Origin of the sequence: Planktothricoides raciborskii GIHE-MW2 (genome assembly GCF_040564635.1) — a bacterium.
GTDB lineage: Bacteria > Cyanobacteriota > Cyanobacteriia > Cyanobacteriales > Laspinemataceae > Planktothricoides > Planktothricoides raciborskii.
The window spans coordinates 2,595,633-2,608,662 of record NZ_CP159837.1 but is presented as its reverse complement, the minus strand read 5'-3'; the positions used below and the strand labels follow the sequence as shown (position 1 = coordinate 2,608,662).

Below are 13,030 nucleotides of genomic sequence, written 5' to 3'. Positions count from 1 at the left end.
CGCAGGCGGGAATCCAAAGCCTATCGGCGGGGAACGAAAAGTGCAATTAATTATGTTCAGCTACTTATTATATGTATGATCGATGATAATCAACTACAAACAAATTAGGAGAATAAAATATGACCACATTTAAACCCATTGCCCCTCCGGTAAAGATGCCTCCTTTAGAAAACGGCGATCGGCTGACTCGTTATGAATTTGAACGGCGTTATCACGCCATGCCCGATGGAAAAAAAGCTGAATTAATTGAAGGAATTGTATATATGGCATCTCCCTTACGCGCCAAAAGTCACGGCAAACCCCATGCTCGCATTATGACCTGGCTAGGCACTTATGAAGCGATGACCCCAGGGGTAGAAGTCCTGGATAATGCTACGGTAATTTTTGATATGGATAATGAAGCCCAACCAGACGCTTTATTAAGAATAGAACAGGGCGGTTTATCACGAATTACTGCCGATGATTATGTAGCCGGTGCGCCGGAATTAATCGTAGAAATTGCCGCGTCTACCGCATCTATTGACCGCCATAAAAAACTGCACGTTTATCGGCGTAATGGCGTGCAAGAATATATTATCTGGCGCGTTGATGATGGGGAATTAGATTGGTTTTATTTAAAAGATGGGGAATATTTGCCACTTTCAGCCAACTCATCGGGGATAATTTGTTCTGAAGTTTTCCCCGGTTTATGGTTAGATACAGCCGCGTTATTATCCGGTGATATTGCCAAGGTTTTGGCGGTATTACAACAGGGTTTAGCCAGTGCAGTTTAGTGGTAGGGTGGGCAAAATTTTGCCCACCCTACTAATTAATATTACAAATTGTCAAATAGATATACAATAGCAACTTGGGGAAAAAAGGAGTAAAATATTAATTATTAGTGCAATATTTTTTGGGTAAATTTTATGAGCAATGCCGAAAAATTAACTTTAGAGATTCCCAATCGAGTTCTATACGCCAGACTGAATATCACTCCAGAAGTTTTAGGCTGTTTTTGCGATCGCGCAGGAATTGTCGAGTTAGGACTTTTCGGATCGGTATTAAGAGATGATTTTCGTGTAGATAGCGATATTGATGTTCTCGTTACCTTTTCCTCAGAAGTTCACCTCAGCTTATTAGATTTTGTCAGCTTAGAACAAGAATTAGAAGAGTTGTTTCAGCGACAGGTTGATTTAGTGGAAAAGTCGGTGGTGGAAGCGGATGAAAATTGGATTCGCCGCGAGGCAATTTTAAAGGAAAGTCGGGTGATTTATGAATCGAGATGCAGCATATATTCTAGTTTATAAATTTCGTAGGGTGGGCAAAATTTTGCCTACCCTACTAATACAATAGGTCAGCATTAAGCAGATTTTTAGGCAAAGAGATAAATGTTATGATAACTCTGACGAATTTAAAACAACTCTATGAAATCGATGATTCTCAATGGCTAGAGGAAATCGTTAAATTATTGAAAAATCAGCAATTCAAAGAAATAGACTGGGAAAATTTAATTGAGGAGTTGGAAGATTTGGGCAAGGAAAAGAAAAATGCTGTGGTCAGCCTTTTAGAACAAGTGATTCGTCATTTATTATTGCTGGAATACTGGCCGTCTGAACGAGAATATAATCAATTACATTGGCAAGAAGAAATTTATAATTTTAGAATCCAGTTAAAACGCAGGTTGACGACTAATCTCCGCAATTATTTAGAGTCGGAACTCAATTCGATTTATCAAGATGCCCTGGGTTTTGTTCAGATTAAGACGCAAAAAACCGTAAATTTTCCCCCAGACAGCCCTTATTCTCTTGACCAATTACTTGATATCGATTGGTTGCCTAATTAACTGGAATTATTTTTATGATGTAAATATATTTCTTCGTAGGGTGGGCTTGCATTTTGCCCACCTTACAGATAGCTAGATTTCGTAGGGTGGGCTTGCATTTTGCCCACCCTACAGATAGCTTAGAATATTGTACAGGCGAAGCATTCCGGCAGATAATTTATTGCTGAAAATATTGTAGGGGCGAAGCATTCCGGCAGATAATTTATTGCTTAGAATATTGTAGGGGCGAATGGCCATTCGCCCCTACGGAATGCTTCGCCCCTACAGGTATATTCGGTGTATTCGTCGATATACAATTAGGCTTTTAAACTTTACCAAAGTTAGCGGGGTTTTGATCGCGCCGATCGCGAGTGGAAAGAGGACGACCCTGGCGATCGCCGGCCTTAGCTGCGGTTTTTTCCAAAGCTTCCCGGAGATGTTTTGCCGCATAAATAGACATATCCCGTGGGACACTAATGCGATCGCGTAAATAGCGCAAAGCCTCATCCGCACCTTCGGGGGGTTGGCAGACTTTTCCTGTCATCATCAAAGTCAGGGCACAACGCAACGCTTCATCAAATAATTGCGAATCAGCGGGATTCACTTTAGTCAAATTTTCCCGGTGTTTAATAATTCGTTGCAAAGCTTCCTGACGACAATTTTCCGGTTCTGGATAAGTCACATCTGGCAATCCGAACCAAGGGCCATGATCCACCCGTTGCTGATTAATTGAAGTCTGCGGTTCGCCATTTTCCCAACATCCTCCCATTTGGGGCGGTAAATCATGGGCATGGGTGTGAAAATCGCTTTGAGTACCGCGATAAGTGGGGCGAGTTTCCATCGCATCAAACCAAGCGGATAAACGGGGGTTTTCTTCTCGCAGCGAATAGCCTTTATAATAATAAAGACTGGCATTCATCCGCTCAACGTATGGGGTAAAAATTACGTCAGCGGTGCTAAATTCTTCCAGGAAATAAGGCCCAGGAGTGGCGGCTAGGGCTGCCTCAACTTTGGCCACTACTTCGATAAACTGACGGCGATTTTTTTGTTCTCGATCGAAGGGAATGGGGCGATAGCAAAGCCAGCTACACCAAGCCCGAAATAGCATTCGTTCTAGTTGTCGCAACGCCAAAACCCTGGAGTCTTGCATTCCGAAAACCAAGGGGCCAAAGACCTCTTCTAAGGCAATTAAAATATCATCACTTTCGGTAATGAGGCGATCGTCAATTTCCAGGGCGGGCAACATTCCCGATGGCACTTTTTGCTTATACCAACTCTCTTTTTCCCCATAACAAAACATCGTGACTTTTTTGATCCGATAAGGGATTTGCTTTTCCTCTAACCACAGCCAGACTTTCTGACAGTAAGGGCACCAAGCATGGTGATCGCGATATAATGTCACCCGAACATCGGATTCAGCATGGCCAAATAAACGCAATAGAGACTGAGGGTTAGTCGGTCCGTTGACCAGATCGATTTCAAAGTTTGTCAGGGCTTGCAGTTCTGCCCAAGTTAAAGGAGCGATCGCGCTATGGTTTGATGTCATTGTTCACCTAAAATTATCAGATAATTAATTATAATTGGTGTAATGAAATTTGCCAAGATGATTTAACCAAAAAAATCCGGTCTGGGTAAGTCCTACTTCTCTACTGGGTAAACAACAAATTTCTGTAGGGGCGAAGCATTCCCGCCATCAATTCAGGGTGATAACCAATAAATTATCGGCGGGAATGCTTCGCCCCTACAAGTCCTTATAAACCTTGCAGATATATATGGTATTATATTAGTATTATAAGTAGGTGAACATAATTAATTGCACTTTTCGTTCCCCACCGTAAATCCTTGGATTCCCGCCTTCGCGGGAATGACATTCTTCTGATATGGTCTGCATTTATTTCTGCCCACCTAATTATTTGGTGGGCAATGCCCACCCTACATTTAAAGATATTCAAGGGTAAGTCCTGGTGGTAATTATTCAACAAATAACCAACAACAAATAACCAACAAACAATCACAATTTAATTATGTTTGATGGGCAGGGAAATCACAAAGGAAATCCCTCGGTCTGATGATGACTCACAGAATAGTTTTCCCCCATGTTTTTCTACCACAATTTGATAGCTAATTGATAGCCCTAAGCCAGTGCCTTTGCCCACATCTTTGGTGGTGAAAAAGGGATTGAAAATGCGCGATCGCAGTTCTTCGGGAATGCCTATACCATTATCCAAAATTTTAATATTCACCCAATTTTCTGGCAGCACTTCTGTAGAAATTTTGATCCACAAAGGATCCCCTTGATTTTCCGCAAAACTGCGTTCAGAACTTAATTTATCTAAGGCATCAATCCCATTCGCCAAAATATTCATAAACACTTGATTCAGTTGTCCCGCGTAGCATTCCACCAGGGGCAATTCACCATATTCTTTAATAATAGCAATTTCTGGACGTTGGGAATTTTCATGCAACCGGGATTGCAAAATCAGCAAGGTACTATCAATTCCTTCGTGAATATTCACCGCTTTTAAATCTGATTCATCCAGTCGAGAAAAATTCCGCAGGGACAGGACAATTGCCCGAATGCGATCGGTTCCTCCACGCATGGATTGGAGGATTTTCGGCAAGTCGTCTTTTAAATAATCTAATTCTATTTCTGCGATTTCCTCTTGCATTTCGGGAGAAATATCAGGACATTCGGTTTCATAGAGATTAATCACTTGCAGTAAATCATCGGTGTATTGCTTAACATAAGTAAGATTGCCATGAATAAAATTAACGGGGTTATTAATTTCATGGGCAATTCCGGCAATCATTTGTCCCAAACTGGACATTTTTTCACTTTGTACCAGATAAGCTTGGGTTTCTTGCAATTTTTTGAGAGTTTGATTTAGTTCTTCTAATTGATGTTGTATTTGCCGATCGCGCTGAGTCAGTTGTTCTGCCATTGCATTAAAACCTTCGGCTAAAATGCCAATTTCATCCGGGCTATCAATATTAATGTGAATGCTTAAATTACCGGCAGCAAATTGTTGCATTGCATTGGTTAAAATCCGAATGCGTCGATTTAACCAGCGAGAAAAATAAAAGCAGAGACAAAGGGCGATCGCACCGCCAATTAATGCCATAATCTTGATAGTATAAAACAACCGATTTTCTGCTTCTTCTAAAGGGGCTGTGGGATTCAGCATCACCACTTTTAGATCATCACTAATACTGCCCAGAGTTACAGTTTTCACGATATATCCCTGACCGGCAATCTGGGTGTAAGTTGTCGGGGAATTGGGACTGGGGGGCTGCCAATTTGGATCGTAAATCGGTAGAGTGGCCGTTTTAATTTGTGACCCTTGGAAAACCACCAAATGTATTGGAGTATCTCCGCGAATTTCATTCAGGATTTGTTCCGTAAAGGCAAAACCAACAATAATACTACCAACTACCCTTTCACTATTTTTCAAAGAAATTAAACTAATCAAAACAGAAGGGGCATTACCTTCGGCGGCCATCACATCAGTTAGTTCTAAACCAGCTTTAGCCGCTTGACTCACCTTTTGGTCTTGGAGTTGAATATCTGTCAGAATTGGCTGACGCAAATCTACCAACACTGAATCGTTGGCTATCACTTGAATTAAATCGAGTTTTAATCCCATTTGAATCGGCAAAAATTCTTTGAACAAAATTGCTCGATTATTCGATTCAATTGCTGGGGAAATATTGTTGCCATCAGCCAGCCATAAGGCTTTGGATTGCAATAGGTTTTGTCTTTGCTCAATATTGCTGAGAAGCACTGAGGTAAATGCCTCAGTTTCCTGCCGCAAATTTTGCTCAAAAAACTTGCGGAAAAACAGATAGGTTCCGGTTGTCCATAGTCCTAAAAATATTATGAATAGGACAGATAAAGGGAGAAATAGTTTAACGGCAACCGGGATTTTGAGCAGACCTGCGATTCGCGCAGCGATCCGCTCTCGCGGAATCGGTCGGCGTGGTTTCATGGTTCATGGGGTCACGTTAGCAGGAGCATAACCAGCCTGAGTGAGCAATGCGATCGCCTCTGGACTGGAAATAAAATCGAGAAAACTTTGTACCTGTGGGACAGGAGATTTTTTAAACACCAAATTAATCGGGCGAACCATCAGATATTTGCCCGATTTAATATTATCCAGGGTCGGGGCAATCCCGTTTAAGCTTAAGTGATTTACTGGCACCTTTTCATAAATTGAAGTCGCTAAAGAGAAAGTACCAATACTATAAGGAGTGCTTTGCAAAGCACTGACCAGTTCATCTTGTTTGCGGAGAATTACCGCCTCCGGTGAGGTGACTAAATCTTTGCCCAAATAATATTCTCGCAAAAGACGTTTTGCCGATTCATCTTCCGGGCGATCGAGGACGACAATGGTGGCATCTGGCCCGCCAAACTCTTGCCAGTTTTTCGCTTGACCACTATAAATTGCTTTTAGATTATCTGTAGTTAAATTTGTCACCCCCTCAACGCTGGGGTTAGTTGCCACAACTAGACCGTCTTGGGCAATGACTCGTTGGGCCAAATCATCAGTTATTTCTGTGGGTTTGAGGGTTTTACTTAAGCTGCCAATATCCAGTAATCCTGCTTGAATTCCGGCAAGGGTACTTTCTGATTGACTTGCGGGCAAAAAATTGGCTTGGGTATTCGTTACTTTTTTAGTATAAGCATCCATTAAAAGCTGCAATACCTCAATGGTACTACTACCACCGCTGGCGCGAATTATTTGCTGCTGTTGCTCAGTTTTCGGGGTGGTAGATGGGGCTGTAGCTTCTGAATTAGGGCTGGGAGTACAACTGGTCAGGGGCACGAGGGCGATTCCCACAGGGATCGCGAAGCGAATCGCGCTGACCAAGAAAAGCGTACCAGAGTAAAATTTCCGCATAAAAAATCTTAGCTGACTAACTTTTTATTATACCTCATTTCAGGCGAAATTACCTAGATTTTGCTATATTTTGCTAAATTATGATATTTTGGATATTGGCAGTCTTTTATTTATTTTAAGCAGATATTTTAATTAGAGATATGGCGCGGATTAATTTACTCGATACTCGGACTACGAACTTTGGGGAAATTATCGGTAATGGCAAAATTTATCAAGTGCCCATTTTTCAGCGGGATTATTCTTGGACAGAGGAAAATTGGGAAGACCTCTGGCAAGATATTATGGCACTTTATACTAACCAGGAGTCTAGTCATTATATGGGAGCAATTGTGTTACAAAGCTCCCCGACTTCCGATCGAGAGTTTACGATTATTGATGGACAACAACGATTAGCCACTTTTAGTCTGATTGCCATTGCGGTAATTGACAAAATTCAAGCCCTAATCGATCGCGAACAAGACCCAGAAGCTAACCGCGATCGCCAAGAAATCCTCAAACGCACCTATCTGGGCGATCGCGACCCGCGTTCCCTCCGCTACTCCAGTAAATTACGGTTAAATCAAAATAACAATGACTTCTATCAAAGTAACTTAATTAATCTCCGTAAACCTAGAAATATTCGCGCTTTGGCTAAATCTAATCAACTCATTTGGCAAGCATTTGAATACTTTTATCGGCAGCTAGAGACGGTTGAAGAAGTGATAAATACCGGCGAAACATTAGCCACTTTTTTGACCGACACCATCGCCAAACAACTGCTATTTATTCAAATTAACGTCGAAAATGAGTTAAACGCTTATACAGTGTTTGAAACCTTAAATGCTAGAGGCATTGAACTCAGTTCAACGTATTTACTAAAAAATTATTTATTTTCTCTGTTCCAAGGGCCAGATGACTTGGCAGAAGCCCAAAGACAATGGAGACGAATTATCCATACAGTGCAGATGGAAAAATTTCCAGAGTTTCTGCGTTATTATCTGAGTTTAAAAGCGACGAGGGTGAGACGGGAAAGGCTATTTAAACTCGTCCGGGCATCGGTGAAAAATGCTCAACAAGCCTTTGACTTACTTGATGAATTAGAAAATTATAGTAGTTTGTTTATTGCCCTGGAAAATGCTAATGATGAATTCTGGCGAGACACCCCAGAAAATAAATATTATATCCGCGAATTAGAGTTATTTAAAGTCAAGCAAGCTTATCCAACTTTATTCGCGGCTTACTCTAAGCTTTCGGCGGATAACTTTACCCGACTGCTTAAACTTGTGGCGGTGATTTCCTTTCGCTATACGGTGGTCAGTGGTCTGAATCCTAATGAATTAGAATCCTATTACAACCAAGTGGCGATCGCTATTAACCAGGGTGAGATATCCACCCCTAAACAAGTCTTTGAACGGCTACGTCCGATTTATGTTTCCGATCAGAAGTTTAAACAAGATTTTGCTTTGCTGTCAATTTCGACCAAGGGACAAAAGAAAAAACTGGTGCGATATATTCTGGGGAAACTGGAGATGGATGCGGCAAACCGAACCGATATTAATGAAGATAGTTTTTCCATCGAGCATATTTTACCGGAATCACCCAACGATGCTTGGAGAAAACATTTCTCCGATAATCAGATAGAAGAGATGGTTTATCGCCTCGGTAATTTAACGCCATTGGAGCCAAATTTTAATCGGGAAATAGGTAACGAGGTTTATGCACTTAAGCAGAACAAGTATCCGCAAAGTGTTTATGCTTTAACTAAGAATATTCTGGCAGAAGCATGGACAATAGATACTATAGTTCAACGTCAAGATGATTTAGCAAAGCGTGCAGTGCATATTTGGCGCTCGGACTTTTCTGCTTAACCGGAAAAACAAGGCTCAGTCAAGAGAATATCAAGATTGCTAACGGAAAAAATACCGCATATAGTTATAAAATTCTCTAAAAATAAGACACTTTTTCTGAATCACTTCTGGGTTCAGCATCTTTAACAGTTCAGGAGTATGATTTTTTTTGGAGAAAGGGGGTTGTTCGATGTTACTATCATCGATTCTCGTGGTTGATAAAATCAACAAATCTGATAATTTTTCTTCGCAACTATCTCGTGACGGGTCATAAGTGCTGAATGATTCAGGAGCGTCAAAAGGAACGTGGCATTGTTGACTTAGCCACCAACGCATCTGTTCATGTCTGCGGCGAAAATCTGTATATTTTGCAATTGAATGGTCCCAATCGGCAATAATCCAAGCTTCTAATTCGGGAGCAGCAAAAGCTACAAATTTAGGAATTGTTGCACAATTTGGGATGAGATTAATCGCCGCTAAAAACTTTTGTTTTTGCGATTGATAATTCCGACAATCTAAGTCATCAATAACGAGAATAAGCTGACAACTCTCTGGCTCATTCCTGAGTGCGATCGCTAGTTCTCGGTTGATTTGTGCAATTAAACTATCCCCAGTTCTGCCATAACCACTGGTAGAACCTCGATTTGGTTGATTGGCTTTTGGCCCCGGTTTTTGCCTAGCGGGAGTTTTCCGTTTAAATACACATTGAGGAAAACATTTTTCTAAAAATGGGATTAAACCGGCGACTTCCGCTTCCCCTCCTCCTGCAAATACCCAAACTACCACGGCCAGCCTCCAATACTCGGATCCCCAATTCGATACAAATCCCCCAATTCCCATCCTTCTGCCAGTTTTTCTTCAAGATGTTCTCGTGATAAATTTTCTGTGGAAAAATGGATTTTATCTGAAGAAGAAAAACACAATACATTTTCTAAACAATCGGTAAAGTTATCCAATAAATCTGGACTATGAGTGGCAATGATGATTTGGGTGTTTCTCGAAGCTTTTTTAATCCACTCTGCCAAAATTCGCATCCAAGCAACGTGCAAGCCTAATTCCGGTTCATCAATGACTAATAATGAGGGTAATTTAGGAGAATGTAAAATCACTGCCCAACATAACATTCTGACTGTGCCATCGGACATTTCTCTTAAATAAAATGGTTCTTTAATTCCTTCAAAATACCATTCAATCGTTATCCCATATTGACCCGATCGCATTGGTCGAATCCGACGAGTTTTGGGCAGGATAGCTTTCATCGCTTCATTAATACTATCCTCAAAGTCAATATTTTGTTGAATTAAATTCTCAAAAACCAACGGTAAATTCTCACCGGATGAAGATAAATGAATATCCGATGAGCCGATTTTCGGTTCTGAAGTTCTGATTTGATGTAAATCCATATTATTGGCATTATAAAATTGCCAATCAGCCACAGATTCTAAGAGTTCTCGTCTCACCTCATAAACTGTTGTATTTTTCGGAGTAAATGAAGTATTTTCTAATAAACTGGGAATGATATTTACTCCTAAAGTATTAATCGGAATATTTTCTAATCTTTCAAACCTCGTTCTACGTTGCTCTTCGTCATAAATACTAATTAAACCTTTGCCAATTTCTTCTCCGTGAAATTTATAATAGAAAAAAGGTTGTTCTAGCCCCCGATCGCAGGATAAATTTTCTTCGGCTAGATTAGCTCTTGATTTGATTAATGATTGGTCAACCCAGAGTTTCAAAGAAAGATTAACCGTGTCATTGTCACGGCGATCTAGTTTAGAAAAACTATCTAGATTAGAAAAACTATAGTTAAATAATATATACGCGGGACTCGCCACCGTATTATCTAAAATTCGATTTCCACCTAAGATAGAAATTGCATCTTCAAAGCTACTCACTCCCCTGACTGGATCCCAAATTGGAGTGATGCAATTTTTCAGGAATTGTATATAATTAATTAAGTTGCTTTTTCCCGAACCATTAGAACCAATAAAAATATTCAGCTTGTTGAGTTTAATTTCCCCGACTAAATTTTTATAATTTTGAGTTTTAATGGAATTCAGAATTGCCATAATTTATTTAAATTTTATAATCTAAGATATATCCAATTGCCTAGATAAGTATAGCGTTTATTGTCCCAATGAAGTACAGAGGTTTTCTGGATTCCCGCCTGCGCGGGAATGACAGGTTTTTTTGTAGTTCATAAATATGACAATTGAAATATATCATCATCCCCCGTCGCTCAGGCAGAAATGTAACATCTTTTAATAATAACCTGTTAGATTCCTGAGCCTGAATAGAAAAAACGATCGCCTCTGCTCCCGAAGAAAACAAAAGCGATCGCTTTTAAATTTGTCCTAATTTTGTTGAACAAAAGTTACACAGAAAATCCCATAATTAAGGATCTAAACGCCACATTTTGATAGTGTCATCAAAACCGCCGCTAATCATGGTTGTTCCATCCGCAGAAAACCCGATTTCTACGGAATCTGTATGACCTTTAAGGGTGCCTTTTTGACAACCATTGCGTGTACTCCACAGTTTAATAGTGCCATTTAAGTCCCCACTGGCTAAGGTGCGACCATCGGGACTAAAGGCGACTGAATAAACTTGCTTGGCGTGACCGTGTAGAGTCCGCCGAAGTTCTCCGGTTTCCAAGTTCCAGAGTTTGACCGTGCGATCCCAACTGCCACTAGCGAGGGTTTTGCCATCAGGGGCGATCGCAATTGACCAAACTGAATCCGTATGACCGGACAAAGTGCGAAAAGCCTTACCCGTGTTGACATTCCAGAGTTTCACCGTGCCATCGGTACTGCCACTGGCGAGGGTTTGACCATCGGGACTAAACTTAACGGATTGCACTTCTTGGGTATGACCGACTAAAGTTTGCTGGAGATATCCCTGAGAATATTCTGGATATTCTGAGGAATATTTCTCATAATATTGCTGAGAATATTGCTGAGAAGATCCGTGAGCATATCCTTTGGCATATTCGTGAGCATATCCTTTGAAAGATTCGGGATAATGTTCAGATTTGTTCTGATCGATATTCCACAGCTTAATTGTTTTATCAAAGCTGCCACTGGCGACTAAAGAGTTATCCGGGCTAAAAGCTACAGAAAACACTCCGGCATCATGGCCTTTGAGAGTTTTCAACAATTCCCCAGTCCGCAAATCCCAAATTTTGACGGTCTGATCGGCACTGCCACTGGCCAACAATTTGCCATCAGAACTAATCGCCACTGACCAAACGGCCCCCGTATGCCCTGCTAAAGTTTGGATGGGAATTCGGGCATTATCGATGCTGACGTGCCACAGTTGAATGGTGCCGTCCCAACTGCCACTGGCGATGGTTTTGCCATTGGGACTGACCGCCACAGACCAGACCGGACCGGAGGTAGTGGCCAAAGTCCGCATTGGTGGCAGATTGTCAGAAGAGTAATAAGGCTTGACGCTGTGATCCTTTGGCGGCTGATTGTGGTATTCGAGAACCGAATATGGGACTGGTTCAGTTGTGATGGTGGTTCGTGGCACTGGTGAAGGTAAACGAGTTGTCACCAGGAGAGATAACAGGGCTACGGTTGCCCCACCGATCGCAGTGACTAAGCGAGTATTTTGAGTGACGGGTAACGAGGGCAGGGATACTTTTCTCAGGTCTTTGAGGATCGTCTCGGCCCGATTGTAGCGCAGCTTCCAATCCCGTTGAACCATTTTGTCCAGGATTTGCCCAAGTTGAAGACTGACGGGGGTTTTCAAATAATCCCGCCAAACCCAGGTTTCTGATTTGGGATCGAAGAGGTCAAAGGCTGAAAGTCCCGTGAGCAGATGCAAGCAAGTTAGCCCTAGGCTATAAAAGTCACTGGCAATCACCGCTTTGCCTTTGGTTTGTTCCGGGGCTGCATATTCGGCAGATCCGGTGACTGTACCCGGGTTAATTTGGCGAAAACGGTTATAAGTTTCCGCTGTACCAAAATCAACTAAGATGAGTTGATTGGTTTGGTGGCTGCGAATGATATTTTCTGGTTTGATATCCCGGTGAATCAGATTGAAACTATGGACAAAATCGATCGCTGGGAGCAAATCATAAAGTAGTTTGCGAATTTGGCTTTCGTTAAATGTGCCTGCTTCGGTTAATTCTTGCTCCAGATTTTGTCCTTCAATATATTCTTGGATGATATATTGACTGCCTTCTTGCTCGAATGAGGCGAGTAATGAGGGGATTTGCGGATGTTTGCCGATTTCTGCAAGCTGTTCGGCGTAGATTTGAAATGCCCCAGTCTTGTTAGGTTTGGCATCAGAGTCAATGAATTGCTTGATGACGCAAGGGGGATGGGACGGTTGATCTTGGTCTATGGCTAAAAAGGTGTTGCCGAGTTTACTTTTCCCCAAAGGCGCGATCGCCCGGTAGCGGTTTTTTAACAGCAATTTCGAGCCACAACTCTGACATAATTCAGCGTGGTCAGAATTTGCAGGATTCTGGCAATCAGGATTAATACAGTATGTCATAA

Annotated in this window: 10 protein-coding genes; 4 read left to right on the top strand and 6 right to left on the bottom strand. The window is 41.5% G+C overall.

What is annotated here, in order from left to right; genetic code table 11:
• Positions 1-119: 119 nt before the first annotated feature.
• The 3 genes from ABWT76_RS11010 to ABWT76_RS11000 all read left to right on the top strand — a co-directional run bounded on the left by ABWT76_RS11010 (position 120) and on the right by ABWT76_RS11000 (position 1,822).
• Complete coding sequence (locus tag ABWT76_RS11010) at positions 120-773, top strand: Uma2 family endonuclease (RefSeq protein ID WP_190878321.1); 654 nt, start codon at positions 120-122, stop codon at positions 771-773.
• Positions 774-905: 132 nt separating this feature from the next.
• Positions 906-1,286: a nucleotidyltransferase domain-containing protein gene (locus ABWT76_RS11005; protein WP_354636092.1), complete on the top strand. Its 381-nt coding sequence runs from the start codon at positions 906-908 to the stop codon at positions 1,284-1,286.
• Between the two features lie 86 nt (positions 1,287-1,372).
• Positions 1,373-1,822 (top strand): DUF29 domain-containing protein, encoded by a 450-nt coding sequence (locus ABWT76_RS11000; RefSeq protein WP_190878317.1) that lies wholly within the window; start codon positions 1,373-1,375, stop codon positions 1,820-1,822.
• 304 nt (positions 1,823-2,126) lie between these two features.
• Here ABWT76_RS11000 and ABWT76_RS10995 read toward each other — a convergent pair whose 3' ends face one another.
• The 3 genes from ABWT76_RS10995 to ABWT76_RS10985 form a co-directional block, all read right to left on the bottom strand.
• Complete coding sequence (locus ABWT76_RS10995) at positions 2,127-3,347, bottom strand: glutathione S-transferase family protein (protein WP_190878315.1); 1,221 nt, start codon at positions 3,345-3,347, stop codon at positions 2,127-2,129.
• Between the two features lie 472 nt (positions 3,348-3,819).
• Positions 3,820-5,787 (bottom strand): ATP-binding protein, encoded by a 1,968-nt coding sequence (locus tag ABWT76_RS10990; protein WP_354636091.1) that lies wholly within the window; start codon positions 5,785-5,787, stop codon positions 3,820-3,822.
• Positions 5,788-5,790: 3 nt separating this feature from the next.
• Complete coding sequence (locus tag ABWT76_RS10985; protein ID WP_354636090.1) at positions 5,791-6,699, bottom strand: substrate-binding domain-containing protein; 909 nt, start codon at positions 6,697-6,699, stop codon at positions 5,791-5,793.
• A gap of 140 nt (positions 6,700-6,839) precedes the next feature.
• Here ABWT76_RS10985 and ABWT76_RS10980 point away from each other — a divergent pair, with 140 nt between their 5' ends.
• Complete coding sequence (locus ABWT76_RS10980; protein ID WP_354636089.1) at positions 6,840-8,546, top strand: DUF262 domain-containing protein; 1,707 nt, start codon at positions 6,840-6,842, stop codon at positions 8,544-8,546.
• A 39-nt stretch (positions 8,547-8,585) separates the two neighbouring features.
• Here ABWT76_RS10980 and ABWT76_RS10975 read toward each other — a convergent pair whose 3' ends face one another.
• The 3 genes from ABWT76_RS10975 to ABWT76_RS10965 form a co-directional block, all read right to left on the bottom strand.
• Positions 8,586-9,311: a hypothetical protein gene (locus tag ABWT76_RS10975; RefSeq protein WP_354636088.1), complete on the bottom strand. Its 726-nt coding sequence runs from the start codon at positions 9,309-9,311 to the stop codon at positions 8,586-8,588.
• Positions 9,305-10,594, bottom strand: a complete 1,290-nt coding sequence (locus ABWT76_RS10970) for an AAA family ATPase (RefSeq protein WP_054469311.1) — start codon at positions 10,592-10,594, stop codon at positions 9,305-9,307. The genes ABWT76_RS10975 and ABWT76_RS10970 overlap by 7 nt, the downstream gene beginning before the upstream one ends.
• A gap of 325 nt (positions 10,595-10,919) precedes the next feature.
• Positions 10,920-13,028, bottom strand: a complete 2,109-nt coding sequence (locus ABWT76_RS10965; RefSeq protein ID WP_354636087.1) for a serine/threonine-protein kinase — start codon at positions 13,026-13,028, stop codon at positions 10,920-10,922.
• Positions 13,029-13,030 lie beyond the last annotated feature (2 nt).